Annotated in this window: 26 protein-coding genes; 10 read left to right on the plus strand and 16 right to left on the minus strand. The window is 70.4% G+C overall.

The window, feature by feature from the left end; all coding sequences use genetic code 11:
- Positions 1-761 precede the first annotated feature (761 nt).
- The 4 genes from ACZ7SW_RS46080 to lipA all read right to left on the minus strand — a co-directional run bounded on the left by ACZ7SW_RS46080 (position 762) and on the right by lipA (position 5,669).
- A complete protein-coding gene (locus ACZ7SW_RS46080) occupies positions 762-1,961 on the minus strand; it encodes a L,D-transpeptidase (protein WP_470236711.1) in 1,200 nt (399 codons plus the stop codon).
- 135 nt (positions 1,962-2,096) lie between these two features.
- Positions 2,097-2,966 (minus strand): patatin-like phospholipase family protein, encoded by an 870-nt coding sequence (locus tag ACZ7SW_RS46085; RefSeq protein ID WP_470236712.1) that lies wholly within the window; start codon positions 2,964-2,966, stop codon positions 2,097-2,099.
- Positions 2,967-3,888: 922 nt separating this feature from the next.
- The gene (locus tag ACZ7SW_RS46090; protein WP_470236713.1) at positions 3,889-4,566 is read right to left on the minus strand and encodes a DedA family protein; all 678 of its coding nucleotides are present in this window, start codon (positions 4,564-4,566) and stop codon (positions 3,889-3,891) included.
- A 101-nt stretch (positions 4,567-4,667) separates the two neighbouring features.
- The gene (gene lipA / locus ACZ7SW_RS46095) at positions 4,668-5,669 is read right to left on the minus strand and encodes a lipoyl synthase (protein ID WP_470236714.1); all 1,002 of its coding nucleotides are present in this window, start codon (positions 5,667-5,669) and stop codon (positions 4,668-4,670) included.
- 127 nt (positions 5,670-5,796) lie between these two features.
- Here lipA and ACZ7SW_RS46100 point away from each other — a divergent pair, with 127 nt between their 5' ends.
- Genes ACZ7SW_RS46100 through ACZ7SW_RS46115 form a run of 4 tightly spaced genes read left to right on the plus strand, consistent with a single transcriptional unit; the run spans position 5,797 to position 9,668 of the window.
- Entirely contained in the window at positions 5,797-6,705 is a 909-nt protein-coding gene (locus ACZ7SW_RS46100; protein ID WP_470236715.1) for an ABC transporter ATP-binding protein, read from the plus strand.
- Positions 6,705-7,475, plus strand: a complete 771-nt coding sequence (locus ACZ7SW_RS46105) for an ABC transporter permease (protein WP_470236735.1) — start codon at positions 6,705-6,707, stop codon at positions 7,473-7,475. The genes ACZ7SW_RS46100 and ACZ7SW_RS46105 overlap by 1 nt, the downstream gene beginning before the upstream one ends.
- 34 nt (positions 7,476-7,509) lie before the next feature.
- A complete protein-coding gene (locus ACZ7SW_RS46110) occupies positions 7,510-8,205 on the plus strand; it encodes a response regulator transcription factor (protein WP_470236736.1) in 696 nt (231 codons plus the stop codon).
- Positions 8,202-9,668 (plus strand): sensor histidine kinase, encoded by a 1,467-nt coding sequence (locus tag ACZ7SW_RS46115; protein WP_470236716.1) that lies wholly within the window; start codon positions 8,202-8,204, stop codon positions 9,666-9,668. The genes ACZ7SW_RS46110 and ACZ7SW_RS46115 overlap by 4 nt, the downstream gene beginning before the upstream one ends.
- Here ACZ7SW_RS46115 and ACZ7SW_RS46120 read toward each other — a convergent pair.
- Both ACZ7SW_RS46120 and ACZ7SW_RS46125 read right to left on the minus strand, forming a co-directional pair.
- Positions 9,649-10,593 carry an oxidoreductase gene (locus tag ACZ7SW_RS46120; protein WP_470236717.1) on the minus strand — a complete coding sequence of 315 codons (945 nt, stop codon included), beginning with the start codon at positions 10,591-10,593 and terminating at the stop codon, positions 9,649-9,651. The two genes, ACZ7SW_RS46115 and ACZ7SW_RS46120, sit on opposite strands and share 20 nt — an antisense overlap.
- Before the next feature lie 19 nt (positions 10,594-10,612).
- On the minus strand, positions 10,613-11,134 hold the full coding sequence (locus tag ACZ7SW_RS46125; RefSeq protein WP_470236718.1) for a hypothetical protein: 522 nt from the start codon (positions 11,132-11,134) through the stop codon (positions 10,613-10,615).
- Positions 11,135-11,266: 132 nt separating this feature from the next.
- On the opposite strand from ACZ7SW_RS46125, the gene ACZ7SW_RS46130 reads away from it, so the two are divergent.
- On the plus strand, positions 11,267-11,887 hold the full coding sequence (locus tag ACZ7SW_RS46130) for a TetR/AcrR family transcriptional regulator (RefSeq protein ID WP_470236719.1): 621 nt from the start codon (positions 11,267-11,269) through the stop codon (positions 11,885-11,887).
- A 25-nt stretch (positions 11,888-11,912) separates the two neighbouring features.
- Positions 11,913-12,848 (plus strand): LLM class F420-dependent oxidoreductase, encoded by a 936-nt coding sequence (locus ACZ7SW_RS46135; RefSeq protein ID WP_470236720.1) that lies wholly within the window; start codon positions 11,913-11,915, stop codon positions 12,846-12,848.
- A gap of 63 nt (positions 12,849-12,911) precedes the next feature.
- On the opposite strand, the gene lipB is transcribed toward ACZ7SW_RS46135, so the two are convergent.
- From lipB to lpdA, 7 genes are all read right to left on the minus strand, one after another.
- Positions 12,912-13,655, minus strand: coding sequence for a lipoyl(octanoyl) transferase LipB (lipB, locus tag ACZ7SW_RS46140; protein WP_470236721.1), 744 nt, complete (start codon positions 13,653-13,655; stop codon positions 12,912-12,914).
- Positions 13,652-14,281: a phosphatase PAP2 family protein gene (locus tag ACZ7SW_RS46145; protein WP_470236722.1), complete on the minus strand. Its 630-nt coding sequence runs from the start codon at positions 14,279-14,281 to the stop codon at positions 13,652-13,654. Before ACZ7SW_RS46145 ends, lipB begins: the two co-directional genes overlap by 4 nt.
- Positions 14,278-15,156 (minus strand): TIGR01777 family oxidoreductase, encoded by an 879-nt coding sequence (locus ACZ7SW_RS46150; protein ID WP_470236723.1) that lies wholly within the window; start codon positions 15,154-15,156, stop codon positions 14,278-14,280. The genes ACZ7SW_RS46145 and ACZ7SW_RS46150 overlap by 4 nt, the downstream gene beginning before the upstream one ends.
- 15 nt (positions 15,157-15,171) lie before the next feature.
- Complete coding sequence (locus tag ACZ7SW_RS46155; RefSeq protein ID WP_470236724.1) at positions 15,172-15,657, minus strand: ArsR/SmtB family transcription factor; 486 nt, start codon at positions 15,655-15,657, stop codon at positions 15,172-15,174.
- Positions 15,658-15,662: 5 nt separating this feature from the next.
- Positions 15,663-16,772 (minus strand): serine hydrolase, encoded by a 1,110-nt coding sequence (locus ACZ7SW_RS46160; RefSeq protein WP_470236725.1) that lies wholly within the window; start codon positions 16,770-16,772, stop codon positions 15,663-15,665.
- A 111-nt stretch (positions 16,773-16,883) separates the two neighbouring features.
- The gene (gene sucB, locus ACZ7SW_RS46165; RefSeq protein WP_470236726.1) at positions 16,884-18,653 is read right to left on the minus strand and encodes a 2-oxoglutarate dehydrogenase, E2 component, dihydrolipoamide succinyltransferase; all 1,770 of its coding nucleotides are present in this window, start codon (positions 18,651-18,653) and stop codon (positions 16,884-16,886) included.
- Positions 18,654-18,708: 55 nt separating this feature from the next.
- Complete coding sequence (lpdA, locus tag ACZ7SW_RS46170; RefSeq protein WP_470236727.1) at positions 18,709-20,082, minus strand: dihydrolipoyl dehydrogenase; 1,374 nt, start codon at positions 20,080-20,082, stop codon at positions 18,709-18,711.
- Between the two features lie 193 nt (positions 20,083-20,275).
- Between lpdA and ACZ7SW_RS46175 the strand changes: the two genes are divergently transcribed.
- On the plus strand, positions 20,276-20,623 hold the full coding sequence (locus tag ACZ7SW_RS46175; protein WP_470236728.1) for an oxidoreductase: 348 nt from the start codon (positions 20,276-20,278) through the stop codon (positions 20,621-20,623).
- 57 nt (positions 20,624-20,680) lie between these two features.
- Here ACZ7SW_RS46175 and ACZ7SW_RS46180 read toward each other — a convergent pair whose 3' ends face one another.
- Entirely contained in the window at positions 20,681-21,664 is a 984-nt protein-coding gene (locus ACZ7SW_RS46180) for an SMI1/KNR4 family protein (protein WP_470236729.1), read from the minus strand.
- Between the two features lie 82 nt (positions 21,665-21,746).
- Positions 21,747-23,249 carry a leucyl aminopeptidase gene (locus tag ACZ7SW_RS46185; RefSeq protein WP_470236730.1) on the minus strand — a complete coding sequence of 501 codons (1,503 nt, stop codon included), beginning with the start codon at positions 23,247-23,249 and terminating at the stop codon, positions 21,747-21,749.
- 102 nt (positions 23,250-23,351) lie between these two features.
- Here ACZ7SW_RS46185 and ACZ7SW_RS46190 point away from each other — a divergent pair, with 102 nt between their 5' ends.
- Both ACZ7SW_RS46190 and ACZ7SW_RS46195 read left to right on the plus strand, forming a co-directional pair.
- Positions 23,352-24,209 (plus strand): sulfatase, encoded by an 858-nt coding sequence (locus ACZ7SW_RS46190; protein WP_470236731.1) that lies wholly within the window; start codon positions 23,352-23,354, stop codon positions 24,207-24,209.
- A complete protein-coding gene (locus tag ACZ7SW_RS46195) occupies positions 24,202-24,828 on the plus strand; it encodes a ribonuclease FAU-1 family protein (protein WP_470236732.1) in 627 nt (208 codons plus the stop codon). Before ACZ7SW_RS46190 ends, ACZ7SW_RS46195 begins: the two co-directional genes overlap by 8 nt.
- Position 24,829: 1 nt before the next feature.
- Here the strand turns inward: ACZ7SW_RS46195 and ACZ7SW_RS46200 are convergent, their stop codons facing one another.
- Positions 24,830-25,132 carry a hypothetical protein gene (locus ACZ7SW_RS46200; protein WP_470236733.1) on the minus strand — a complete coding sequence of 101 codons (303 nt, stop codon included), beginning with the start codon at positions 25,130-25,132 and terminating at the stop codon, positions 24,830-24,832.
- Between the two features lie 96 nt (positions 25,133-25,228).
- Here ACZ7SW_RS46200 and ACZ7SW_RS46205 point away from each other — a divergent pair, with 96 nt between their 5' ends.
- The gene (locus ACZ7SW_RS46205; protein ID WP_470236734.1) at positions 25,229-26,332 is read left to right on the plus strand and encodes a branched-chain amino acid aminotransferase; all 1,104 of its coding nucleotides are present in this window, start codon (positions 25,229-25,231) and stop codon (positions 26,330-26,332) included.
- The last annotated feature ends 200 nt before the right edge of the window (positions 26,333-26,532 follow it).

Consider the following 26,532-nt stretch of genomic DNA (forward strand, 5'->3'; position numbering starts at 1 on the left):
GGGTTGTGGGAGAGTAGGACACCGCCGAACTTACTTTGAACAGTCTGGGCCCCGGTCGAGAACCTGAAAAAGGTTTTCCCGGGGCCCAGACTCATATCCAGACCCAAACGACAGGCCCGAACCCGATCCAGGGTTCGGGCCTGTCGTTTGGGTCTGGACTATCTCTGAGGGGCCTGTCTGAGCCTCGCTCGGCCGGTGGTGAGGCGATACGGGCCGGAGCCGAGACTGGAGTTGGTCGCGGTTCCTGGCTGGCGATGGATTCACTGAGGTGACGGGCACTCGACGCCGTGAGAAGGCGCGGTGAGAGGGGATGAGCGAGTAGGACCGACGAGATCTCCCACAGCATGGGTGCAGGCGCGCGATGCGAGGGAACGGAGCTAGCTACCGGAGCCGGGCGGGCGAAAGGCGAGGAAACTCAGCCAGCAGCGCGCCGGCAGCGGGGGAACGGCCGAATTCAGAGGAACTCGGCCAGCAGCGCCGGCAGTGGGAGAACAGCCGAATTCAGAGGAACTCGGCCAGCAGCGCCGGCAGTGGGAGAACAGCCGAACTCGAGGGAACCCAGCCAGCAGCGTCGGCGGCAGAGGAACAACCGTCCGCGGCTGGCCCGGTCTCAGTCCAGACCCCGCGGGCAACCGGCCGGACCTGGTCCCGTCGACGCTGCCCCGGGCAACGAAAAAGGTGCCGGAGCACGAAGCTCCGGCACCTTTCTCTGTCGAACCGCTAAGTCGAACCGAACCCGGTCTCCGTTCCGGCCGCCGGCCTTACTGGGCCGAGCCCTTCTGCCAGTCGGTCCAGGACTTGGACCAGTCGCCGTACAGGTCCCACACCGGGAGCTGCGGGCCGCCCGAGTTGGTGACCTCCACGACGTCTCCGAGGCCGAAGTTGTTGAAGAACCACTCGGCGTTGGCGGCGTTCAGGTTGATGCAGCCGTGCGAGACGTTCGAGCTGCCCTGCTGCCCGACGCTGTTCGGGTTCTCGTGGACGAACTCGCCGTCGTTCGAGATGCGTTCGGAGAACTTCTCGTTCGAGCGGTACGCCTTCGGGTCCGGCGGGCAGACGCCGTACGTGCAGGAGTCCATCGTGTAGTTCGCCTGCTTGTCCGAGACGACGTGCGGGCCGAGGTGCGTGGGCGTCGCGTCCTTGCCCATCGAGATCGGCATCGACTTCACCATCGAGCCGTTGTGGAAGATCTGCATCTGCTCGCTGTTGCCGTCGGCTTTGGCGATCCACGAATCGTGCACCTTGTACGTTTCGGTGCGATCGTCCGCTCCGTACACGCCATTTCCGAAATCGACGCCGTAAATCTTCGCGTTGACCGTGAGCGTGGTGCCCGGTTTCCAGTATTCCTTCGGCCGGTAGTGGACGTTCTTGTCGTCCATCCAATACCAGCTGCCTTCTTGCTTCGGCGACGACTCGACCGTGAGCGCCTTCTCCACGGCGGCCTTGTTCTTCACCGCGGTGCCGAAGCTGAACACGATCGGCTGCCCCACGCCGACGCCGGTGCTCTTCACCGCGCCGGGGGCCGGGATCAGGTTCGCGTTCGCCTGCTTCTTCGGCGACAGCGTGGTGACCTGGCCCTGCTGTTCGACGGATTTCCCGTCCGCGCCTTGGGCATGCGCCTTAACCTGGTAGGTGCCGCCGTAGCCGAGGACCTCGGTGGTCGTCCAGCTGAGCTTGTCCGGCGCGAACTCGCCCGGGACGGTTTTGCCTTTAGCGCTCGTGACTGTGACGTCCGTGAGCTTCCCGTTCGCCGCCTTCACGACGATGGGCGTGCTCGGGCTGATCCCGGACGCGTTGGCCGGTTCGATCGACACCGAGGCCGGTGTCGCGGTCTGGCTCGACCCGCCCGGCGCACCGGGCGTGCCAGCGTCGCTGCCGCCGTCCCCGGAGGAACAAGCGGAAAGCAACAGGGTCGCCGCGAGAATTCCGGCAACCGGAAAAAATGTCTTCTTCGGGAACATTATGTCTCTTTTGTGAGGGTCGCGGACCGGCAGGGTTCAACTGCAAAACTACGCGATCGGAAAGACGCCCTGGCCGGTGGATCGGTGCATTAGGGTGACGCGGATCACTCTCGCGATTTCGAGCCGCCGAGGGGATCAGGGACGCAGCAATCCGGGGGCCCCGTACAAGCCGGGCCCGTCGACCGTGAGTTCCTTCAGATGGTCCCGGGCGGAGTGGTAGGCCTGCGCCGCCAGATCGTCAGTGCGCGTGAAGTCCAGCGGGCTGACCTGAACCGGCGCGGGGCCGGGCAGGTAGACGACCGGCACCTTCCGGGCGGCGACCGGCGCTTCCAGGACGGCCTGATTGCGCATGCTGATCATCGCGGTGAACATCATGACCTCGGCGAACGTCCGGGGCGCGCCGGGCATTTTGCCGGGGAACGCGCAGTCCAGGACCACCAGCGACTTCGCGCCCATGCTCAACGCCTGCCGCATCGGAACATTGGCGACCAGGCCGCCGTCGTAGAGGAGGCGGTCCTCGTACGGCACCGGCGGGTAGATGCCGGGGATCGCGCAGCTCGCCAGGAGGGGTGCCTGCAGCAAGCCGGAAGTGAGCAGGAGTGGTTCGGCGGTGTCGACGTCGGTGGTGACGACGCCCAGCGGCAGCGCCAAGTCCTCGAACCGGCTGCCCGCGCCGAGGTGATCGTCGATGATCTTGGCGAGGCCGGTGTTGGGGAACAGGTGGGTTTTGCTGTGCCGGAGCGTCCGGACCTGGCTGAGCACGCCGCCGGGGAAGGCCTCGGCTTTGGTCATGTGCGCCCAGATGTCGCGAAGCCGCCCGAGCCGGTCGCCGCCAGGCAGGGAGAGGACTGCGGCGTTCAGCGAGCCGACGGACGTGCCGACCGCCAGATCCGCTGTGATGCCCGCTTCGTCGAGGGCCTGGAGCATGCCCACCTGCAGCGCGCCGAGGCTGCCGCCCCCGCCCAGGACGAACGCGACGGGCTTCGGGAGGTCTAGTGCCTGCATACGGTCGAATGTAATCAGCGCGCGGGTTCTCGGGTGGGTGACTTCGGGTCTGGGGCGGGGGTTGGGTGGGTGAGGTTCGCCGCTCTTCGCGCTGACGGGACGGGGCGGGTGGGGTGGGTGGTTGGTGCGGGGGTGAGTTGGGCGGGGTGGATGAAGGGACTTGGCTTGCTCGGCTGGGGAGCGGGGAGGGGGTGGGGAATTGGGCGCGTGCATGCGTTGGCTGGTCGGGCGGATGCGCCGGGCACGGCTGGGGATGGGCGAGGCTGTGGAGGACTGGGCTGGGCAGGGCCGCCGGATGAGTCGGGCAGGGCCGGGCTGCGGGTGAGCCGGGCACGGTAGCGGATGAGCAGGGCAGGGTAGATGCGCCGGACACGGCCGCGGGTGGGCAAGGCTGCGTATGGGCGGGGACGGGGACGGGCGCGCCAGGGGCAGGGCAGGGCAAGGCAGAGCGGGGCGCGGCAGGGCGGAGCGGGGCAGGGCAAGGCCGAGCGGGGCAGGGCAGGGCGGATGTAGTTGCCCGGCTTGTCCGGCCGGGAAGTTGCGAGGGCCTGGGTGAGCTGGGCAGGCAGATGCGTTGACCAGCTAAACCGGCGGCCGGGGTCGATGGAGCAGTTCGACTGCCCTGTCCGCGGTTGGCGAGGGCCGGGTGAGCTGGGTGGGCGCATGCGTTTGCTCGGCTAAACGGGCAAACGCGCACAGGGGAAGCAGTTCGACCTGTCCGCCTAGCCGAGCTGGGCAGGCAGATGCGTTGGCCGGCCAGTCGGGCAGTGCGGAGCGGGCAGAGGGCGAACCGCACTGTGGAAGTGACAGCAACCCCGCCCGCCAGCCGGGGGCCGGTGGTGGGTGCGGGGACAAGCCCGGCAGCGCGGGTGAAGGAAGCTCGGCTTGCCGCCGCAAAACAGGAGAGTCCGGAAGCGGCGAGCTAGTTTCCGGTGCGAGCAGGCTCCTCCGGCTGTTCGTCCGGGGAACCAGCCGAAGCCGGCACGCCCAGTGCCTTGCGTTTCTTCAAGCGCAGCAAGAAGAACACCAACACCCCCACCACCAGTGCGGCCACCACCAGGAATCCGGTGTTCATCGCGCTCTCGACCTTCTTGGCCGCCTCGCCCAGGGCTGCGCCCAGGCTGATGTGCACCAGCGACCAGCAGAACGCGCCGGCTGCGGTCGCGGGGAGGAATTTGCGGAACGGGAGGTTCGAGGCCCCGGCGGCGGCTGGCGTCAGGGTGCGCAGTACGGGCAGGAACCGCGCGAAGAAGACTGCCCACGCGCCTCTGCGTTCGAGGACGCCAGTGGCTCGGTCCCAGGCGTCCAGGCCGTATTTGCGGATGAGCTTCGTCTCCCGCAGCCGCGGTCCGAACTTCCGGCCGAGGACGTAGCCGACCGAATCGCCCAGTGCCGCGCAGACGGTGACGACCGCCCACAGGGTCAGGAAGCGGGGCACGGACGTCGCCGTGGTCGCCGCGATCAGCAAGCCTGACTCGCCGGGGGCGATGAAGCCCAGGCCGATCGTGCACTCGGCGAGCACGAGCCCGCCGGCTGCCGCGACGAGGCCCGGTTGGGGGAGTGCTTGCAACCAGTCGAGGAGGTCCGTTACTAAAGCCACACCATCACTTTACTGATTCTTGGGAATTGGGGCCCCGTTCGAGGGGTCCGGAGACGACGAAGGGCCCCGGTGAGTAACCGGGGCCCTTCGTCGGACGGGCGTCAGCGGGACAGCAGGCTGCTTGCTTCCTGCGCCGCCGGTCCCTCAGCGGTCAGGTGGGCCAGGTTCTCCGGCAATTCTTCGCCGCGGTGGGCCTTGGTCTGCGCGTAAAGCCGGCCGGCGCGGTAGGACGAGCGGACCAGCGGCCCCGCCATGACGCCGGGGAAACCGATCTCCTCGGCGGTCTTCGCGTGGGCGACGAACTCCTCCGGCTTGACCCAGCGGTCGACCGGGTGGTGCCGGGGCGAGGGCCGCAGGTACTGGGTGATCGTGATGATCTCGCAGCCCGCGTCGAACAGGTCCTGCAACGCGACGGTGACCTCGTCGGGGGTTTCGCCCATCCCGAGGATCAGGTTCGACTTCGTCACCAAACCCGCCGCACGGGCCTGGGTGATCACGTCCAGCGAGCGGGCGTACCGGAACCCGGGACGGATCCGCTTGAAGATCCGCGGCACCGTCTCCACGTTGTGCGCCAACACCTCCGGACGCGACCCGAATACTTCGGCCAGCTGGTCGGGCTCGGCGTTGAAGTCCGGGATCAGCAGCTCGACCCCGGTACCGGGGTTCAAGGAGTGGATCTGGCGGACGGTCTCGGCGTAGAGCCAGGCACCGCCGTCAGCCAGGTCGTCGCGGGCGACGCCGGTGATCGTCGAGTACCGCAAGCCCATGGCTTGCACCGATTCGGCGACCTTGCGGGGTTCGGTGCGGTCCAGCGCAGCGGGTTTGCCGGTGTCGATCTGGCAGAAATCACACCGCCGGGTGCACTGGTCGCCGCCGATCAGGAAGGTGGCTTCCCGGTCTTCCCAGCATTCGTAGATGTTGGGACAACCGGCTTCTTCGCAGACGGTGTGGAGGCCTTCGCGGCGCACCAGGCCTTTGAGTTCGGTGAATTCGGGACCCATCCGCACCCGGGTCTTGATCCACGACGGCTTCTTCTCGATCGGGGTCTCGCTGTTGCGCACCTCAAGCCGCAACAACTTCCGTCCCTCCGGTGCAGCACTCACGGGCTCCACCCTACGCCGGGGTTTTCCTGTGAACGGGACCGAGCAACCCCCGGGACAGCCCGGAACGCACAGGGTTCTCCCAGAAGCTCCGCGGATTCCCCCGGGCCGGCCCGGCACGCTGGCCGGCATGACAGCGATCGAAGTACGCGGGCTCACGAAACGGTACGGGCCCGACACCGCGGTGGACGACCTGTCCTTCACCGTCGAGCCCGGTCAGGTCACCGGATTCCTCGGACCGAACGGGGCGGGCAAGTCCACGACCCTCAAGATGATCACCGGCCTCGCCGCCCCGTCCCGAGGGTCGGTGACGATCGGCGGCGTGGCCTACCGCGACCTGCCGGTCCCGCTCACCGAGGTCGGCGCGCTGCTCGACGCGGGAGCCGTGCACGGGGCCCGCAAGGCGCGCGACCACCTGCTCGCGCTCGCCGCGAGCAATCGGCTTCCCCGGCGGCGGGTCGACGACGTGCTCGCCCGCACCGGTCTGGAGAGCGTCGCCGGACGGAAAGCGGGCGGGTTCTCGCTCGGGATGCGGCAGCGGCTCGGTCTCGCGGCCGCGCTGCTCGGCGACCCCCAGGTGCTGATTTTCGACGAACCGGTGAACGGCCTCGACCCCGAGGGCATCCGCTGGATCCGGAACTTCATGCGCTCGCTCGCCGGTGAAGGCCGCGCGGTACTGGTGTCCAGCCATCTCATGAGCGAGATGGCGCAGACCGCCGACCGTCTGGTGGTCATCGGCCGGGGAAAGCTGCTCGCCGACACCGCGATCGACGAGCTGGCCGGTCAGGAGGGGACGGTGCTCGTCCGCACGTCCGATCCGGACGGATTCACCCGGCACTTGCTCGCCGCCGGGGCCACCGTGCGGGACGGCACCGGGCGAGCGCTGGTCGTATCCGGCCTGACCAGCGACGAGGTCGGGAAGCTGGCCGCCTACCACGGGGTCGCGCTCAGCGAGCTCACGCCGCAGCAGGTTTCGCTCGAGGACGCGTTCCTCGCGCTCACCGAGGACAGCGTCGAGTACCAGGGGGTCGCCGCGTGATGATCTCCGGAACTCTCCGGTCGGAGTGGATCAAGCTCCGCAGCCTGCGTTCTACCTGGTACACCGTGGGCGGCTTGTTCGTCGCCGGGATCGGCATCACCGCGCTGGCGACGGCTTCGGCGGGTGCTGACTACGCCAAGGCGACGGCCGCGGAGCGGGCGGCCTGGGATCCGACCGGTCTCAGCCTCAAGTCCTTCATCGTCGCGCAGCTGATCATCGGGGTGCTGGGCGTCCTCGTCGTCACGTCGGAGTACGCGACCGGTCTGATCCAGTCGTCGCTCACGGCGACGCCGCGGCGGTCGCGGCTGCTCGCGGCGAAGGTGGTGCTCGCCGCGGCGGTCGCCGTCGTGGCCGGGGAGGTGCTGATGTTCGCCGCTTTCCTGATCGGGCAAGGGTTTCTCGCCGGACAGGGGCTGCCGTACGCGAGCCTCGGCGATCCCGGCGTGTTCGGGGCCGTGGCGGGCGGCGGGCTCTACCTCGCCGCGATCGCGCTGCTGGCGGTCGGCCTCGGCACGCTGATCCGGGCGACCGCGGGCGCGCTGGCCGCACTGGTGGGGATCGTGCTGTTGATACCTGCCGTCGCCGGCGTCTTCCCGGACTGGCTGCAGTGGCTGTTCACGTTCTGGCCGTCCAAGGGCGCGGCGGCGATTTTCTCTGTCACGCCCGTTCCGGCGTATCCGGACCCGTGGCTCAACCTCGCCGGTCTGTACGCCGGCGTGATTGCGGTGCTGGCAGCCGCTTTCGCGGCCTTCCGGCGGCGGGACGTGTGACCGCGGTCTCCGTACGCTGGCGTCCATGGCAGTGATGACGTCCGCGCGTCTGCTGGTGGTCGACGACGAGGCGACCGTGCGGGAGCTGCTTTCCGCGGCACTGCGGTTCGCCGGGTTCGAGGTGAGTTCCGCGGCGACCGCGGGCGAGGCGGTCGCCGCGGCCGCTGAAGAACCGCCGGACCTGGTGGTTCTCGACGTGATGCTGCCGGACGCGGACGGATTCGAGGTCGCCCGGCGCTTGCGCGAACGGCATCGGCCCGGCCGGAGCGGACCGGTGCCGGTGCTCTTCCTCACCGCCCGCGACCGGCAGTCGGACAAGGTCGCCGGATTGTCGCTGGGCGCCGACGACTACGTGACCAAACCGTTCGACCTGGAAGAGCTGATCGCCCGCATCCGCGCGATCCTCAGGCGCACGCAGGGACACCAGGAGGTGGTGACGGTGGGCGAGCTGGTGCTCGACGCGGAAGGCCACCAGGTCACGCGGGCCGGGCAGCCGGTCCGCGTCTCCGCCACCGAGTTCCGGCTGTTGCGGTACCTGATGGAGAACGCCGGGCGCGTGGTGTCGAAGGCGCAGATCCTCGACCGGGTGTGGCAGTACGACTTCGGCGGCGACGCCAGCATCGTCGACACGTACATCTCCTATGTGCGGCGAAAGGTCGACACCGGCGAGCCCAAGCTGATCCACACCGTGCACGGCGTCGGTTACGTGATGCGGGAACCGCGGCGGTGAGGCACCTGCTGCGCCGGATGTCGTTGCGCACCAGGCTTTTGCTGATCACCGCGGGTCTGTTGCTGGCCGGGCTCACGCTGATCAGCGCCGTCGTCTCGGACAGCCTGGAGCGCTACCAGCTCGATCGGATCGACACCCAGCTGCGCGGTTTCACCGAGCTGGTCGCGCGTGTGCCGTCCGGTGGTCTGCCGGCCGGCGACCCCCGGACGAAGTCGCTCGATCCGGCGCTGGACCTCATCGGCGCCCCGTACGTGCTCTATCTGGACGCGAACGGCGTGGTGACCGGCGGGGTCCATTCGTCGCGGCTGGCAGCGGAAAACCTGCCCTCGTCCGAGGAACTGCGGTCGATCCCGGTGCACGGCGCGCCTGCCGAGCTGCGGGCCGCGAACGGTTCGGAGCGCTGGCGTGCGGTCGCGGCTCCGGCACCGGGCGGGACGGTGATCGCGGCGGCTCCGCTCGCCGAGGCGGACGCCTTGATCTCCCAGCTGCGGGTCAGCAGTGTGCTGACCGGCTCGGTGTTGCTGGTGCTTCTGACCGGTGCCGGCTGGTTCGCGCTTCGCGGCGGACTGCGTCCGTTGCGTCGGATCGAGCACACGGCGGCGGCGATCGCCGGTGGCGACCTAAGCCGCCGGGTGCCCGGGATCGCCGCGCCAGGAACGGAAATCGGGCACTTGGCGGGGTCGCTCAACACCATGCTCGGACAGCTGGAGCGTGCCTTCGCCGACCGGACCGCCTCCGAGGCGCGGATGCGGACCTTCGTCGCGGACGTCAGTCACGAACTGCGCACGCCGCTTTTCGGGATCAAGGGCACCGCCGAGCTGTACCGGATGGGCGCGCTTCCCGAACAGTCCGATGTGGACGAAGCGATGCACCGGATCGACCGGGAAGCCCTGCGGCTCGCCGCACTCACCGAGGACCTGCTCCTGCTCGCCCAGCTCGACGAAGCTCCGGAAGCACAGCTCGACCGCGCGCCGATGGACCTGCGCACGCTCGCGGGCGACGCCCGGCACTCGTTGCGCGCGCTCGACCCGTCGCGGCCGATCGAGCTGACCGGTCCCGGCGGCGAGGGCGCGCCCGGCCCGGCTCCGGTGCACGCCGACGAAGCGCGGCTGCGGCAGGTTGTCGTCAACCTCGTCGGCAACGCCGTCGCGCACACCCCGCCGGGCACCGCGGTCCGGGTCGGGGTCGGGACGATTGGTGGCCGGGCGGTGCTGGAGGTGGCCGACGAAGGCCCGGGAATGACTGCGGCGCAAGCGAAACGGGTCTTCGACCGGTTCTACCGCGCGGACCGTTCGCGGGCCCGGACGTCGGCGGCCGGAGCGGACGCGGGTCTCGGGCTCGCGATCGCGCGGTCCCTGACGCGGGCGCACGACGGCGAGCTCGAATTGGAGACCGCGGTGGGGGAAGGGGCGTGCTTCCGGATCGCGTTGCCGCTGCTGGAACTCAGCGCGGATCGGGAGTGACGCCGGTCAGCTCTGCGGTCAGCTCCCACAAGGTGGTCCCGGATTGAGGATTCCGCGCGGGGGCAAGGGTTCGCACCTTCGTCGGACGGCCGCGCGCGACGAAGACCGGTCCGATGTAGTCGCCGCCTTCGACGCCAGGGGCGGTCGCGGCGTACAGCTGCGGCAGTGCGCCCCGCTCGACGCGTTGGGCCAGCAGCATCCCGCCGAGCTTCCCGACTTCCCGGAGTGCGGTGCGCACCAAGGGATTCTGGTACGAACTCGCCATGTTCGTGGTCAGGCCGGTCGCGCTGTAGCCGGGGTGCGCGAGGACGCTGAGCACCGTGGAATCCGCCGCGCGGAGGCGCCGGTCCAGTTCGATGCCGAAGGTTTGGTTCGACAGTTTCGCCTGGCCGTACGCGGCCGCCGCGCGGTACGGGCGGTGTTCGGCGTTGGGGTCGTCCAAGTGCAGGTGCGCGCCGAAAGCGGCGACGCTGGACAGCGTGACAACGCGTCCGGCCGGTGCGCCGCGCAGGGCGGGCATCAGCAGCCAAGTCAGCGCGGCGTGTCCGAGGTGGTTCGTGCCGAACTGCAGCTCGAAACCGTCCGCGGTGCGGCCTTGTGCGGTGGCCATGACGCCCGCGTTGTTCATCAGCACGTCGAGCGCGTCGCCGGTGAGTTCGCGCACGGACGCGGCGGCTTTCCGGACGGACGCCAGGTCGGCGAGATCCAAGCGCACGAGTTCGGGTTTGGCGCCCGAAGCCGCGGCACGGACCCGGTCGAGCGCGGTCTCGCCCCGCTCGGGCGAGCGGCAGCCGAGCAGCACGCGAGCGCCGTGCGCGGCGAGGACCTCCGCCGAACGCAGGCCGAGGCCGGAATTCGCTCCGGTGATCAGGACGGTCCGGCCGCTCTGGTCGGGGATCCGGGCCTCGGTCCAGCGTTCGTTCATCGGGTCAGCTAACTACACGTCAGGCACTCGGCGCGAGCAGTCGCAGCAGATGCCCGACCGGGCCGCGCCTGCGGACCGGTCCGGTGTCGCCCGCGCGCAGCAGCGCGTCGAGCGTCCGCCCGACCTTGACGATCTCCTCGGCCGGTTCGTTCGGTTCGGCGAGACCGGCGGTGAGCGCCAGCGTGTGCAATTCGATGCGGTGCAGCGGTTCCAGCGCGGGGCAGCGCTCCAAGGCGCCGTCCAGCACTGTGCGCAGGTCTTCGTGGTCGTGCTGCGCCTGCCGCCACGCGCGGGTGACGGCGTCGACCTGGTCGCCGGGCAGATCCGCCTCGTCGGGGTCGGCGAACTCGGCGCGCAGGTAGCCGCTGAGCAGCTGCGTCCACTTGTACTGCAGTGCCAGCAACAGGTTCTCTTCGGTGCCGAACTCGTCGGCGGCACCCGGGATTTCGGCCAGTGACAGCGGCTCCCGCGGTGCACGCCTCGCTTGGCGGACAGCGGCATCGAGGATCTCTCGCCGCCGGTAGAAGTCGGTCCAGCTCATGGTGTGGCTCCCCTTCCGTGACCCGGGTCATACTGCCGGTCTGCGGCATACTCCCGGTACGGACCTGACGCAGCCAACATACCACGGGTATGGTCCGGCGGGCCCCGGCGTAAGGTTGTGAGCGTGCCGACAATGAGGTCCCGACGACTCGACTACTCCGAGTCGACCCGCTCCGCCCTGGTCGACAGCGCGGTCGAACTGTTCACCAAACGCGGATACGCGGGTACCTCGCTCGACGAGGTCGCCAAACGCGCCCGCGTCACGAAAGGCGCGCTGTACCACCATTTCAGCGGAAAGCAGGCGCTCTTCGAGGCCGCGTTCGAACAGGTGGAAAGCCTGGTCTACGACCGGCTGCAGAAGATCATGACCGGCGACGGCGAGCCGTGGGAGCGCGCGATGGGCGGGCTGCAGGCGTTCATCCGCAGCTGCCTCGACCCCTCCTACCAGCGGATCGCCATCCACGAGGGTCCGGTCGTGATGGGCTGGGAGCGCTGGCGCGAGGCCGAGGAGCAGTCCAGCTTCGGGCTCGTGCGGTCCGGGCTGCAGCTGCTCGTCGACGCGGGCGAGGTGGAGCCGGTGCCGGTCGACCTGACCGCGCGGCTGCTGTTCGGCGCGCTGTCGAGCGCGGCGACCGAGATCGCCGGCGCGGCCGACCCGAAGAAGGTCGGGGCCGAGATCGAGGACGTGATCATGCGGATGCTCTTCCGGCTGCGCCGTCCGGCGGACGGCCAGGAGCGGCCCGCCGCGGGTTGATCGTTCCGCCGTTAGGCTGGCGGACATGGACTTGAGGATCTTCACCGAACCCCAGCAGGGGGCGAGCTACGACGACCTGCTGCGGGTCGCGCGGACCACCGAAGCCGCGGGCTACGACGCGTTCTTCCGCAGCGACCACTACCTCAAGATGGGCGACGCGGACGGCCTTCCCGGGCCGACCGACGCGTGGATCACCCTGGCCGGTCTCGCCCGCGAGACCGAGCGGGTCCGGCTCGGCACGCTCGTCACCGCGGCCACCTTCCGCCACCCCGGCCCGCTCGCGATCTCGGTCGCGCAGGTGGACCAGATGTCCGGCGGGCGCGTGGAATTCGGCATCGGCACCGGCTGGTACGACGACGAGCACACCGCCTACGGCCTCACCCTGCCGCCGCTCAAGGAGCGTTTCGACCGCTACGCCGAGCAGCTCGCGGTGATCACCGGACTGTGGAAGACCCCGGTCGGGGAGAAGTTCTCCTACTCCGGCGACTACTACACGCTCGCCGACTCGCCCGCGCTGCCGAAGCCCGCGCAGTCGCCCGCGCCGCCGGTGATCATCGGCGGGGGCGGCAAGAAGCGCACGCCGGCGCTGGCCGCGCAGTACGCCGACGAGTTCAACCTGCCGTTCGTGGACGCCGAAACCGCGCTCGCGCAGTTTCAGCGCGTGGACGCGGCGGCGGAGGCGATCGGCCGGAACCCCAAGGAAATCCTGCGTTCGGTCGCGCTCGTGCTCGCGGCGGGCCGGGACGAGGCCGAGGTCGCGCGCCGGGCGTCCGCGATCGGCCGGGAGACGGACGAACTGCGGGCCAACGGGCTGGCCGGGACCGCGGCGGAGATCGTGGACCGGATCGGGCAGTGGCGGGAGAAGACCGGGATCACCCGGCTGTACCTGCAGGTGCTGGACCTCTCCGACCTCGACCACATCGAGTTCGTGGCCTCCGAGGTCGCGCCCCAGCTGGACTGAAAGCCGTGAGGGGAACACTGAGGGAATCAGATTCCCTCAGGGTTCCCCTCACGGACAGCTGGGTCAGTTCTGCAGGGCGAAGGTGACGCCGGGGGCCTTCGGGGCCTCCGGACGCGGCAGCCAGCGGTCGTCGCTCACCGGCAGTTCGCCTTCGAGCGCGGCCAGCACCAGCTCCTTCGCCAGCGGCAGCACCTCGGAGACCGGGACGTCGCGCTGCAGTTCGTACGACAGCGAAGTGACGCCCGCGTCGCGGATGCCGCACGGCACGATGTTGTCGAACGCGGCCAGGTCGGCGTTGCAGTTCAGTTCGAACCCGTGCATCGTCACGCCGCGCTGGACGCGGATGCCGATCGCGGCGATCTTGCGCTCGATGCCGCGCTCGTCGGCCGGGATCCACACGCCGCTGCGGCCCTCGACGCGGCCGGTGCGCACGCCGAACCGGTCGCACACCGCGATCAGCGCCTCTTCGAGCCGCCGCACGTAGTGCATGACGTCGATCGGGTCGGCGAGCTTCAGGATCGGGTAGCCGACCAGCTGGCCGGGGCCGTGCCAGGTGATCTTGCCGCCGCGGTCGACGTCGATCACCGGGGTGCCGTCGACCGGCCGGTCCTCGGGTTCGGTGCGCTTGCCCGCGGTGTAGACCGACGGGTGCTCCAGCAGCAGCATGGTGTCCGGCCCGGTCTCGTCCGCGCGCGCGGCGAGGATCTCCCGCTGCAGGTCCCAGGCCTCGGTGTAGTCGATCGTCCCGACCTCGCGCACGACCAGGGGTTCGGTGGCGATACGACAGCTTGCGCTCGAAGAACTCACCCGTCGAGGCTACGCCTTTCGCCCGCTGGAAAGGGGATCAGCCGGAGTGCGGTCGCTGACACCAGACCCACGCCGAGCACCGCGAGCACGGCCCCGGCGGTGTCGGTGACCCAGTGCACGCCGAGCACGATCCGGCAGGCCGCGGCCAGCACGGTCGCCGCGGCGGAAATCCAGATCGCCCACCGCGTGAACCGCGGCCGGAGCCAGGCGCAGAGCAGGACGACGACCAGACCGGTCGTGGCGACGGAAACGACGTGGCCGCTAGGGTAGCTCAGATCCGGGTACACGCGCGGACGCTGGCGCTGGAAGACCGGCTTGAACGCCAGGCTGGTGAACCGGCACAGCAGAAGGACCACGGCGAGCCGTACGCAGAGCGAGAGCTGGGACCGGTCCCGCAGCACGATCGCTAGCAGCACCACGCCGAGCACATACGGCAGAACCGGGCCGAGGACGTTCGTCACCACACCCGCGATCTGGCCCGCCGGGCGAGTGTCCTGTCCCCGCAAGGCAGTCGCGACCTCGACGTCGAGCTGCAGTGGCTGCCGGTCCACCAGGAATCCGAGCCAAAGGAACGCGGCGAACAGCACCACTCCGGTCACGATCCACCGGACGCGCGGCATCGTCACGTCGCCGCGGCGAGCGCGCTGCCGACGGTGCGGTGCCGGAATTCGTAGCCGCTGGCCTCGAGCTTCCGGGGCACGGCCCGCTGCCCGTACAACGCCATCTCTTCGGCCGCCTGGCCGAGGGCGATCTTCATCGCGATTTCCGGCACCCACCACGGTGCGGGCCGGTGCACCGCGTGGCCGAGGGCGTGGGTGAACTCGGCGTTGGTCACCGGGATCGGGCCGGTGAGATTGACCGGGCCGGACAGCGTGTCGTGCTCCAGGAGGTGCACGAGGGCACCGATTTCGTCGTCCAGCGCGATCCACGGCATGTACTGGCTGCCGTCGCCGAGCCGTCCGCCGAGCGCGAAGCGGAAGAGCGGACGCAGCACGTCGAGCAGACCGCCTTGCCGCGCCAGGACGAGACCGGTGCGGACCGAGACGACCCTGGCGTTCGCCGCCGCGGCGGTCGCGGCTTCCCACTCGGTGCACATTTCGGCGAGGAAACCGTTGCCCGCCTTAGTGTTCTCATCGACCACAGTGGACCCGGTGTTGCCGTAGTAGCCCACGGCGGAGGCGTTCACCAGCACGCCGATGCCGTGCTCGGCCACCGCTTCGGCGAGCACCTCGGTCGGCTCCACGCGGCTGTCGAGCAGCTGCTGTTTGCGCATTCCGCTCCAGCGGCCGGGCAACAGCGGCGCGCCGCACAGGTTCACCACCGCGTCGACGCCGTCGAACGCGCCGTCGTCGATCCGTCCCGACGGCGGGTCCCAGCCGCGCTCGTCGGAGGCCTGCGCGGTGCGCCGCACCAGCCGGCGCACGTCGTGCCCGGATTCGCGCAGCCGTCCGGTCAATGCGGTGCCGAGGAGACCGCCGGAGCCCGCGATGAGTACCCGCATGCCTCTGATCGTGTCCTATCGGCCCGGCTCGCGCACACCCGGGCGGAGCTGACCGGCGATGTCGGCCGCGGCGGTCAGCAGCACCAGCGCGGGAATCGCGGCCGTCGGCTTGAGCCGGTAACTGCCGCGGCGATCCTGTTCGACCAGTCCGGCCGCGGTCAGCGCCTTGAGGTGGTGGTAGAGCCGTCCCGGTGAGCTGAGTTCGGCGGCTTCCTGCAGCGCGGCCCCGGTTTGTGCGCCGTCGCGGGCGAGCAGCCGGACGAGTGCGATCCGGTCGGTGTTCGCGAGCGCGGCGAGCACCTCGGCGCGCGGCCCGTCCGGCAGCGACAGGACCGCGGGCGTGGTGAGCCGGATTTCCCAGCGCAGCTCGGGATCGGTCAATTCACCCTGATAGCCCACGATTCCCCGCGGACGGTCCGGGACGGGTTCGGCGGGCCGCCCCTCCAATGCGGCCATCCGGCGTTCGAGCGCCGCGACGCGCTCGGCGAGGTCTTCGGTCATGCGGGTCAGTGTCCCAGCGCGCGCTCCAAAGCTTGGAAGGTGGCGGGTTGGTACAGCGCGTCGATGCCTAGCTTGAGCAGCACTTCGTAGTTGGCGGAATCCGCTTCGGTCGCGTGCTGCAGCAGGATCGTGCCGGTGCCCGGGCGACGGTCGGGCCAAGTCACGTCGATGCCGAAAGTGAGGATGGCGGGCAGGCTGCCGCCCTTGAACAGCAACGCGTTCGAGCCCGGCGGCTTCATCGACGCGAGCACGGTGCCGAGGACTTGCTGTGCGAGCACGGCGGCTCGATCGCGGCTGGAGGCGATTTCGCGGTGCAGCCCGAACAGTTGGGCGGCGCTGCCCCGTCCGGTGGCGTCCGCCCACGCGTAAGTCTGTTCCAGCGTCGGAGGATTCGTCGTGGCCCTCGGGAGCACCCGGGCGCGGAACGATGTGTCGCAGGCGAACCGGTTCGCGAGTGCGTCGCCCGCGGCACGGCGCACGACGACCGGGCTGCCCGGCGGCGGACAGTATTCGGGGAACAACAGCAGCAGCACTTCGCCGCTGAACATCCGGACGTCCGGCATCGGCCAGCCGCCGCGAGTCCCCGCCGCCAGCAATGCCCGGTCGCCGAGCCGGTGGCGCAGGTAGTCGGCCGCGGCGTTGTCGCTGACGAAGATTGTCATGTCCGCGATGTTCCGCAGCGGTACGCGCTGATCCGGATTCTTCGCCATGCCGTATTCGTCGCACGGGATTCCGAGCTGTGTCAGCGCTTGCCAGTGCGCGCCCGAGCCGATCGGGCCGTCGCCGAGGTAGGGATGCCAGGCGTCCCAGTCCCCGACGCGCACCGGCTCGGCCGGATCCAGCCGTCCTTCGGCGACCGCGGTCGTGTAGGCGAGCAGATGCACCGCCTTGATCGCGGACGCGAGCGGGCGCGGCTGGTCCGGGAGGTGGCTGAACCGGCGGCCGGTGCCGTCGGCGAAGACCGCCGACACCTCGCCGGGGCGGGCGGCCAGCCGGGCGAGCCAGCCTTCGGGAGTGGATTGGTCCGGGGGATCGGCCAGCGCGAGCGAGGGCGTGACGATCGTGACGGCCCCCGCTGCTGCGACCGACGTGAGCAAGCTTCGTCGAGTGAGCATGCCGCAGAGCATACTCCGGTATTCCGGAATTCCGGATTAGCCAAAAGCGGGAAACGCGAAGGCCCCCGCACCCGGGCGGGTGCGGGGGCCTTCGGCCGGGGAGCTACCGGATCAGAGACCCAGTTCGTCCTCGAAGTTGCCCTCTTCCAGCCGCTGCTTGACCGTGGTCAGGAAGCGGCCGGCGTCCGCGCCGTCGACCAGGCGGTGGTCGTAGGTCAGCGGCAGGTACGCCATCGAGCGGACCGCGATGGTGTCGTTGCCGTCGGCGTCGCTCACCACGACCGGGCGCTTCACCACGGCGCCGGTGCCGAGCATGCCGGACTGCGGCTGCACGATGATCGGCGTGTCGAACAGGGCCCCGTTGGAGCCGATGTTCGTCACGGTGAAGGTGCCGCCGATCAGCTCGTCCGGCTTGATCTTGTTGGCCCGGGCCCGCGCCGCCAGGTCGGCGATGCGGTGCGCGAGACCGGCGAGGCTCAGCTCGCCCGCGTCGTGGATCACGACCGAGAGCAGGCCGCGCTCGGTGTCCACCGCGATGCCCAGGTGCACGGCGCCGTGGTAGGTGATCTCCTTCGTGTCCTCGTTGTAGGACGCGTTGACGTTCGGGTGCTGTTTGAGCGCCTCGACCGTCGCCTTGGCGAAGAACGGCAGGAACGTGAGGTTGACGCCCTCGCGCTCCTTGAACGCCGCCTTCGCGCGCTGGCGCAGCTTGGCGATCTTGGTGACGTCCACCTCGTGCACCTGCGTGAGCTGCGCGGAGACCTGCAGCGACTCGCGGGTCTTGGTGGCGGTGATCTGCCGGATCCGGCTCGCCTTCTGCACGGTGCCGCGCAGGGCGGCGACCTCCGGCGAGACCGCGGCGGCGCGCGGCGCGGACGGAGCGGCGGCGGCCGGAGCGGACGGGGCGGCGGCAGCCGGGGCCGGGGCCGCCTTCTGCTTGGCCTCGGCCGCGGCGAGCACGTCCTGCTTGCGGATGCGGCCGCCGACTCCGCTGCCGGTCAGCGACGCGAGGTCGATGCCGTGCTCGGAGGCGAGCTTGCGCACCAGCGGCGTGACGTACGGGCCGTCCGCGGAGCCGTTGTCCGCCGGGGCCTGCGCGGCCGGGGCGGGCTTGCTAGCCGGAGCCGGTGCGGCGGGCGCGGGAGCCGGGGCGGCCGGAGCCGGAGCGGGCTTGCTCTCCTGCACCGGGGCCGGAGCGGGCTCGGGTTCCGGAGCCGGGGCGGGCTTGCTTTCCTGGGCGGGCGCGGCGGCCGGGGCGGCGTTCGCGTCGCCGATGACCGCGAGCACCCCGCCGACCTCGACGGTCTCGTCCTCGCCCGCGCGGATCTCCAGCACGGTGCCGGCGACCGGCGACGGGACCTCGGTGTCGACCTTGTCGGTCGAGATCTCGAGCAGCGGCTCGTCGACCTCGACGGACTCGCCGACCTGCTTCAGCCAGCGGGTGACGGTGCCCTCGGTGACGCTCTCGCCCAGTTCGGGCAGCTTCACCTCGGTGCCCGAACCGCCCGCGGCAGGCGCGGTGTCCGGCTGCGACGGAGCGGACTCCGCCGGGGCGGCCGCGGCAGGGGCTTCCTGCTGCTGCGCGGGCTCCGGCTCCGGCTCGGCCTGCTGAGCGGGCGCGGAGGACTCGGGCACGCCGCCGGTGCCGTCGTCGATCACCGCCAGCTCGCCGCCGACCTCGACGGTGTCGTCTTCCTTGGCGCTGATCTTCACCACCGTGCCGGCGACCGGCGACGGTACTTCGGTGTCGACCTTGTCGGTCGAGATCTCGAGCAACGGCTCGTCGACCTCGACGGTGTCGCCCTCCTGCTTCAACCACCGGGTGACGGTGCCCTCGGTGACGCTCTCGCCGAGCTCCGGCAGCGTGACGGAGTAGGCCATTGTTCGCTGGCTCCCTTGATCGCTAAGACGTGGTCTGGATTGTGCTGGTTGCGCGTCAGCTGTGCACGTGCAGCGGCTTGCCCGCGAGGGCGAGGAACGCTTCGCCGAGTGCCTCGGTCTGCGTGGGGTGCGCGTGGATCAGCGGGGCGACGTCCTCCGGGAACGCCTCCCAGCTGTAGATCAGCTGCGCTTCGCCGATCAGCTCGCCGACCCGGTCGCCGACCATGTGCACGCCGACGACGGGGCCGTCCGGCGCCTTCACCAGCTTCACGCCGCCGGAGGTCTTGAGGATCTGGCTCTTGCCGTTGCCGCCGAGGTCGTAGGTGAACGTGGTGACGTCCGAGCCGTACTTCTCCTTGGCCTGGCTCTCGGTGAGCCCGACCGAGGCGACCTCGGGGTGCGAGTAGGTGACGCGCGGGATGCCGCGCTCGTCGATGGCGCGCGGGTTCAGGCCGGCGATCTCCTCGGCCACGAAGATGCCCTGCTGGAAGCCGCGGTGCGCGAGCTGAAGGCCCGGCACGATGTCGCCGACCGCGTACACGTTCGGCAGGTTGGTGCGCAGCCGGTCGTCGGTGAGCACGAAGCCGCGGTCGATCTGGACGCCCGCTTCCTCGTAGCCGTGCCCGGCCGAGTTCGGGCCGCGGCCGACGGCGACGAGCAGCAGGTCGGCTTCGAGCGTTTCGCCGGACTCCAGCGACACGCTGACGCCGTTGTCGTCCTGCTTCGCGCCGGTGAACCGAACGCCGGTCTTGAAGCCGATCTTGCGGCGGCGGAACGCGCGCTCGAGCTGCTTGGAGGCGTACTCGTCCTCGTTCGGGACCAGTCGCGGGAGCGCCTCGACCACGGTGACGTCGACCCCGAAGGAGGCCCACACGCTGGCGAACTCCACGCCGATCACGCCGCCGCCGAGCACGACGACCTTCTTCGGCACGTAGTCCAGCGTCAGCGCCTGCTCGCTCGCGATGATGCGGCCGCCGAGCTCGAGGCCGGGCAGGGTGCGCGAGTACGAACCGGTGGCGAGGATGACGTTCTTGCCGGTGTAGCGGGTGCCGTCGACCTCGACGGTGGTGCCGCCGACGAACCGGCCGGTGCCCTCGACGAGGTTCACCTTGTGCGCCTTGGCCAGGCCCTGGAGGCCCTTGTACAGCCGGGAGACGATCCCGTCCTTGTACTTGTTCACCCCGGCGATGTCGATGCCTTCGAACACGGCCTTGACGCCGAAGGTCTCGGCGTCGCGGGTCTCGTCGGCGACCTCGGCGGCGTGCAGCAGGGCCTTGGTCGGGATGCAGCCCCGGTGGAGGCACGTCCCGCCCAGCTTGTCCTTCTCGATCAGCGTGACGGAAAGGCCCAGCTCGGCCGCGCGGAAGGCCGCGGCGTAGCCGCCCGATCCGCCTCCCAGGATCACGAGGTCGGCGGAGGTGTCGCTCACTTCAATAACTCCTCGGCAGCGATAGGGGTGAAGCTTCGGTCGCCGCGGCACCCGGTATAAACGCGCGCGCGACAACAGCCATCTTGTCACTACGCCGATCGGTGTTGCGACCTAGCCGGGCCAAGGCGGCGCTGCGACACCGGCCACACGTGCGACCGGGAATAATGAAGTCCGGACTCTCGCCGGAAGAAAGGTGGTCGAAGTGGGGATCTTCGACTCGTTGCGCCGCCGCGGCAGACGCGGCCCGGCCGCTGGAGCAGGCCGCTCCGGAGGCCAGGCCGACACCCGCTACCTGGAGGAATGGGCTGCCGCGCGCCGCGGAGTGGAAGCCTTCGTCGAGCCGAAAACCACGGTGACCGACACCACTGTGGTGCTCGTCGCGCACGACGGCGAATGGACCCGCCGCCGGATCGGCAGCCTCGACGCCGCGCAGCGGTTCGGGCACAAGCACACGATCCCGGTGTACGAGGTCGCGCGCGTCGGCTACCCGCAGCGCATGCGCGACTACACCGAACGGCAGAAGCGTCGCCCGGGCAGCTGAGCCGGGCCCTCGTTTCCCGTAGCCGGTGCAGGTGCGGGGAACGCCGTGCCCGCGGAATCAGGCGCTCGCTTCCAGCAGCCGGTGGTGGTGTTCCAGCAACGCGCGGAACGAGTCGTGCGCGGTGCTGCCGTAGGTGAGGTCGACTTCGACCGCTCGCCAGCTGTCGCCGGTGTGGGTGAGCAGGACCGTGGCGGGGTCGGAGACGATCACGACGGTTCCGTCGGCGCGCAGTTCGCGGGCGGGCAGCAGACGCGGGAACACCACGTCCGCGGGTAATCCGTCCGCGATCGCCAGGAACTCGCGGTAGTCGTCGGGCAGGCGGAAGCCGAGGCGGTGCTCAGTCGCGGCCAGGTCGGCGGGCGGCGCCGGGGCGGGGGCGCGTTGCCCGCGCAGCCGGAGGATCGCCGCGACCAGTTCCGGCAGGCTGCCCGGGCCGGTCGGGTGGCGTTCGCGCAGCGCGGCGATCAGTGCGCCCGCGCATTGGTCCGGCCACTCCGGGCCGAGGCCGAGCGGGTCCGCGCCCGCGACCAGCCGGGCGGCGAGCGGACGGGTGGCGGCGAGCGTCGCGACGTCCGGGTTCGGGTGGTTTTCCACTAGTGCGGCCCAGGCGCCGAGGTCGGCGGCGGCCAGCGCGTCGCGTACCGGATCGGGTCGTTCCGGGGCGATCGCGGAGACCACCCCGGCGACCGGCGAACCGTCGAAGAGACCGTCCAAATCAGACGCTCGGCGGGCGAGAAGTGCTTGGTGGGCTTGCTCTTCCGCGTCCAGGTCGAGCGGGACGAGTGCGTCTGCCCATTGTGGACGGTCGCCGCGGGCCTCGAAGAGCGTCGCCCAGGCGCGGGCGCGCACCGCGTCGTCGGCGAGCAACGATGTCGGGCGTCCGGTCACCGCGTGCCATTGCGTGACAAGGCGATCCGCGGCGTCGGACGCACCCGCGGTCGCCAGGAGGAGCGCGGCGTGGCCGATCCGGCGGTCAGCGGCGGCCTCGTCGGCGGTGAGCACGTCGCGGACCGCGGTTTCGAGGTAGTCGTCGCGCTGCATGTTCGCGAGCGTGCCACACGGCCGCCGGCACGACGGAGGCCCCGCACCGGCGTGGTGCGGGGCCTCCGGCAGAACGTGCTGGTCAGCCCTGGTCGGCGATGTCCGCGAGCACCGCGGCGATGGTGCGGACCGGGACGCCGGTGCCGCCCTTGCCGGTGTAGCCCCACGGGCCGCCGGAGTTGAAGGCCGGGCCGGCCACGTCGAGGTGCACCCACGGCAGGTCCGCGGGCACGAACTCGCGCAGGAAGACGCCCGCGACGAGCATGCCTGCCCAGCGCTGGCCGGTGACGTTCGCGATGTCCGCCAGGCGCGAGTCGAGGTCGCCGCGCAGTTCGTCGGGCAGCGGCATCGCCCAGCCGCCCTCGCCGGTGGCCTGCATGATGCCCGCGACGCGGTCGCGGAACTCGTCCGAGCCCATCACGCCGGAGATCCGGTTGCCCAGCGCGACCACCTGCGCGCCGGTCAGCGTGGCGGTCTCGATCAGGTAGTCCGGGTTCTCCTCGGCCGCGCGCACGATCGCGTCGGCCAGCACGAGCCGTCCTTCGGCGTCGGTGTTGAGCACCTCGACGGTCTTGCCGCCGTACATGGTCAGCACGTCGCCGGGCCGGTAGGAGGTGGCCGAGGGCAGGTTCTCCGCGAGCGGGATGTGCGCGGTGATCTCGAGCGGGTACTTCAGCTTCGCGGCCAGCACGACCGACGCGAGCACGGCGGCCGCGCCCGACATGTCGGAGGTCATGTGGTCCATGTTCGCGGCGGGCTTGAGCGAGATGCCGCCCGAGTCGAAGGTGATGCCCTTGCCGACCAGCGCGACCTTCTTGCTCGCCTTCGCCGGCTTCCAGCTGACCCGCAGCAGGCGCGGCGGCCGCGACGAACCGCCGCCGACGCCGAGGATGCCGCCGAAGCCCTTGCGCTTGAGGGCCTTCTCGTCGAGCACCTCGAACTCGAGGCCGTTCGCGTCGGCGAGCTTCTTCGCGCGGTCGGCGAAGGAGGCCGGGAAGAGGTCGTTCGGCGGGGTGTTGATCAGGTCGCGGGCGATCAGCACCGATTCGGCGATGAACCCGGCCGCCTTCAGCGTGGCCTTGTGCTCGCGCGCGGTGCCCTCGGCCGGGCTGACCAGGTCGGCCTTCGCCAGCGGGGCGTCGCCCTTCTCCGAGCGGTACTCGGTGAAGACGTACGCGCCCAGCGCGATGCCTTCGGTGGCGGCGTGCAGGTCGATGGCGGACAGCGTGACGAACGCCCGCTCGGTGCCGCTCAGCGCGCGGGCCGCGGCACCGGCCGCGCGGCGCACCTGCTCGGCGGTGATCTCCCCGTCCTTCGGCTTGCCGAGGCCGACGGCCAGCACGACGCCCGCGGGCAGCTTGCCCAGCGTCGGCAGCTTCACGATCTCCTCGGCCTTGCCGGACGCGCCGAGCGTGCCCAGCACCTCGGCGAGCTTGCCGTCGAACGCCGCGTCGGCGACCTCGGAGCCGGCGGCGAGCGCGAGGCCGTCCTCGCCCTGGAGGGTGCCGATCACGACGACGTCGGCGCGGGTCTTGCCCAATGCCGCACCCGTGTTCTCGGAGAGGGCAAGCTTCGGCACGGTCACTTCTGGCTCCTCGCGACGTCGCGGTGGTGCCGGGCGATCTGCCCGGTCGATCGTGAGCCATGCTAATGACAAAGCCATCCGGACGGGGGAAGGGGGATCGCGGTGCGGCTCGCGGGAGCACTCCTGGTGACACTGGCGGCCGGTGCCGCCGGGGCCGGGTACTGGGTGCTCGCCGGGGTCGTGCTCGCCGCGCTGGTCGCGGTCGGAGCCTCTCGGCTGCCCGCGCTCGGCGACGATCCGGCTGGCCGGATCGTCGGCGGATTATCCCGGCTGGCGCAGATCGTCGTGCTCGCGCAGGCCTTCGGCGCGTACGTGTTTCCGCTGCGGCCGGGGTACGCCGCCGCTGCGCTGGTCGTGTTCGTCGCCGCAGCGGGCTTCGCTGGGCTCCGGTTGCCGGATCTGCTGGTCAAGTGGGTGTTGGGCGTGTTGCTGGCCGCCGCGGCGGTGCTGGTGGCGATCTGTCTCGTAGTCGCTCCGGTGCCGCGAACGGGCGGAATCGGCTCGCCGGACGTGGCCGCGATCGTCGTCGCGGCGTTGTTCCTGCTGCCGTTCCTGCTTCCGGAACCGGGGGAACGGAGCACCGGACGCGCGCTCGTTCTCGGTCTGGTCGCGGTAATCGTCGCCGCGGTCACGCTCTTCCAGCTGGGTCCGATCCGGCTCGGATTGTCCGGGACGGCGCTGCGGGACCTGCTCTCCGCCGCGGACGCCGGCCAGCTCCAGCCGTTGCTCACGGTGATCGCAGTACTGGCGACTCTCCCCGCTGCATTCACGACTTTCGTCGGGGCGCGACAGCGGTTTGCGCCGTCCGGCGCGGCTCCGGTCGCGGTCGGCGCGCTGCTGGCAGCGGCCGCCGCGGCGTTCGTTCCGCTGCCGGCGGTGCTGCTCGCGGCCGGGCTCTGCGCGGTCGGCGAAGTGCTGCTGCGGATGCGGGTTGGTCGCTACCGTGGCGGGCATGACTGAGCACCGCTGGGCGCCGGGACAGACAGTCGTCGAGCGTTTCGTCCGCCCGGACGGCAGCATCGGCCAGCACCATCCGCTGCGCGTGCTCTCCGACGACGGTGAGACGCTGCTCGGCTGGCTCCCGCTCGGCACGCCGATCGTCGGCAGCAGGCTCGCGGACGGCCGATCTTTGCGCGAAGCGCCGCTGGAGCAACGGTTTCGCGAGCCGCGCGTGCGGGTGCCGGACATCTGGCACGGCACCTCGACGCTGCGGCTGATCCCCGACGGCGCCTGGTCGTCGGTGTGGTGGTTCTTCGAGGCGGACGGACGCTTCCGCGACTGGTACGTCAACCTCGAAATCCCGCGCGGGCGCACCGAAAGCGGCCCGGACCGGATCGACGGCATCCTCGACCTGGTTGTGACGCCGGGCGCGGGCTGGAAGTGGAAGGACGAGGACGAAGCGGAGGAGGCCGTCGAGGCAGGCCGCCTCACTGTGGCTGAGCTCGGAAAGCTGCGCGCGGAAGGCGAACGGATGGGCGCGCTGGCGGAGCGGGGCGCGTTCCCGTTCGACGGCACGCACACCGGATTCCGCCCGGAACCGGACTGGCCGGCGCCCGCGCTGCCCGCCGGGCTCCTCTGACCTACTGCGCCAGCAGCACCAGCGAGATGAACAGCACGACGTTGACGACGAGCAGGATCACCACCGATTTGGTCGGCAGGTCCTTGGCGATCACCTTGCCGTGCAGGTTCTTCCACCAGTAGACGCCGAACCCGGCGACGACCAGGCCGAGGAAGAAGCCGAACCCGCTGGAAAGCAGGCCCCAGCCGACCATCCCGAGCATTCCGGCGCCGAAGGTCAGCAGAGCCGCGGTGCCGAAGGTCTTGACGTCCGGCCCGGCGCCCGGCCCGGCTCGGCGTGCTGGTTGAGTGCTCACGCCGTCCATCGTAGTGGGGTGACGCTGCGAGCGCGGGGCGGTGCGGCGAGTAAAACCACAGGACATCCGACTAACGTGCTTCCGACCAAGCGCTATCGTTTATGCATGACCACAGCGACGCAGTTCACCCACGTTCCGAACCCGAGCCCCGCGAGTCCTGAACGCGTCGCCGAGGTACTTGCCAAGCCGGGGTTCGGCACGCACTTCACCGACCACATGGTCACTGTGCGCTACAGCACCGAGAAGGGCTGGCACGACGCCAAGGTCGGGCCGTACGAACCGTTCACCCTCGACCCGGCCACGTCCGTGCTGCACTACGGGCAGGCGATCTTCGAGGGCCTCAAGGCCTACCGGCAGCCGGACGGCACGATCGCCGCGTTCCGGCCGGACGCGAACGCGCAGCGGTTCCGCGAATCCGCCGAGCGGCTGGCGATGCCGCAGCTGCCGGTGGAGACCTTCGTCGACTCGCTGCGCGAGCTGATCGCCGTGGACGAACGCTGGGTGCCGACCCGCGAGGGCGATTCCCTGTATCTGCGCCCGTTCATGATCTCCACCTCGGCGGGGCTGGGCGTGAACAGCCCGGCCGACGAGTACGTCTTCGCCGTCATCGCCTCGCCCGCCGGCTCGTACTTCAGCGGCGGCGTGAAGCCGGTCAGCGTGTGGCTGTCCACTGAGTACGTGCGCGCGGCTCCCGGCGGCACCGGCGCGGCGAAGTGCGCGGGCAACTACGCGGCGTCCTTCGTGGCGCAGGCGCAGGCCGTCGAAAAGGGTTGCGACCAGGTGGTGTGGCTCGACGCGGTCGAGCGCCGGTGGGTCGAGGAGATGGGCGGGATGAACCTGTTCTTCGTCTTCGGCTCGGGCGACGACGTCCGCGTGGTCACGCCGGAGCTGACCGGTTCGCTGCTGCCGGGCGTGACCCGGAAGTCGTTGCTGCAGCTGGCGAAGGACGCCGGGCACAAGGTCGAGGAGCGCCGGATCTCCACCGACGAATGGGAGAAGGCGGCCGCCTCGGGCGAGCTGACCGAGGTGTTCGCGTGCGGTACGGCGGCGGTCATCACGCCGGTCGGCCACGTGAAGCACGGCGGCGGCGAGTTCTCGATCTCCGGCGGACAGCCGGGCTCGGTCACCATGGCCCTGCGCGAGCAGCTCGTCGGCATCCAGGAAGGCACCCGCCCGGCCCCGTCCGGCTGGATGACCCCGCTCAACTGAAGCTAGCTGTCCGTGAGGGGAACCCTGAGAGGGTGTTGTGGAACCTGGTGTTTCGCTCGGTGTGTCGGTGGTGGTAGCGGCCGGGTGTGGTGATCATCGGGTGGGGTGTGTGTCTGTGTGTGCAAGCCGGTTTGTGACTCGTCGTTGACCGATGCGCAGTGGGCGGCGCTCGAGCCGTTGCTGCCGAGGACGCATCCGGG

It is taken from the genome of Amycolatopsis sp. NPDC114484 (assembly GCF_055633755.1).

Excerpts from the sequence above, each read along its gene's own strand:
- ACZ7SW_RS46080 (WP_470236711.1), bottom strand. The coding sequence starts at position 1,961 with ATGTTCCCGAAGAAGACATTTTTTCCGGTTGCCGGAATTCTCGCGGCG.
- ACZ7SW_RS46085 (WP_470236712.1), bottom strand. The coding sequence starts at position 2,966 with ATGCAGGCACTAGACCTCCCGAAGCCCGTCGCGTTCGTCCTGGGCGGG.
- ACZ7SW_RS46100 (WP_470236715.1), top strand. The coding sequence starts at position 5,797 with ATGACAGCGATCGAAGTACGCGGGCTCACGAAACGGTACGGGCCCGAC.
- ACZ7SW_RS46105 (WP_470236735.1), top strand. The coding sequence starts at position 6,705 with ATGATCTCCGGAACTCTCCGGTCGGAGTGGATCAAGCTCCGCAGCCTG.
- ACZ7SW_RS46110 (WP_470236736.1), top strand. The coding sequence starts at position 7,510 with ATGACGTCCGCGCGTCTGCTGGTGGTCGACGACGAGGCGACCGTGCGG.
- ACZ7SW_RS46120 (WP_470236717.1), bottom strand. The coding sequence starts at position 10,593 with ATGAACGAACGCTGGACCGAGGCCCGGATCCCCGACCAGAGCGGCCGG.
- ACZ7SW_RS46125 (WP_470236718.1), bottom strand. The coding sequence starts at position 11,134 with ATGAGCTGGACCGACTTCTACCGGCGGCGAGAGATCCTCGATGCCGCT.
- ACZ7SW_RS46130 (WP_470236719.1), top strand. The coding sequence starts at position 11,267 with ATGAGGTCCCGACGACTCGACTACTCCGAGTCGACCCGCTCCGCCCTG.
- ACZ7SW_RS46135 (WP_470236720.1), top strand. The coding sequence starts at position 11,913 with ATGGACTTGAGGATCTTCACCGAACCCCAGCAGGGGGCGAGCTACGAC.
- ACZ7SW_RS46150 (WP_470236723.1), bottom strand. The coding sequence starts at position 15,156 with ATGCGGGTACTCATCGCGGGCTCCGGCGGTCTCCTCGGCACCGCATTG.
- ACZ7SW_RS46155 (WP_470236724.1), bottom strand. The coding sequence starts at position 15,657 with ATGACCGAAGACCTCGCCGAGCGCGTCGCGGCGCTCGAACGCCGGATG.
- ACZ7SW_RS46160 (WP_470236725.1), bottom strand. The coding sequence starts at position 16,772 with ATGCTCACTCGACGAAGCTTGCTCACGTCGGTCGCAGCAGCGGGGGCC.
- sucB (WP_470236726.1), bottom strand. The coding sequence starts at position 18,653 with ATGGCCTACTCCGTCACGCTGCCGGAGCTCGGCGAGAGCGTCACCGAG.
- ACZ7SW_RS46180 (WP_470236729.1), bottom strand. The coding sequence starts at position 21,664 with ATGCAGCGCGACGACTACCTCGAAACCGCGGTCCGCGACGTGCTCACC.
- ACZ7SW_RS46195 (WP_470236732.1), top strand. The coding sequence starts at position 24,202 with ATGACTGAGCACCGCTGGGCGCCGGGACAGACAGTCGTCGAGCGTTTC.
- ACZ7SW_RS46200 (WP_470236733.1), bottom strand. The coding sequence starts at position 25,132 with ATGGACGGCGTGAGCACTCAACCAGCACGCCGAGCCGGGCCGGGCGCC.
- ACZ7SW_RS46205 (WP_470236734.1), top strand. The coding sequence starts at position 25,229 with ATGACCACAGCGACGCAGTTCACCCACGTTCCGAACCCGAGCCCCGCG.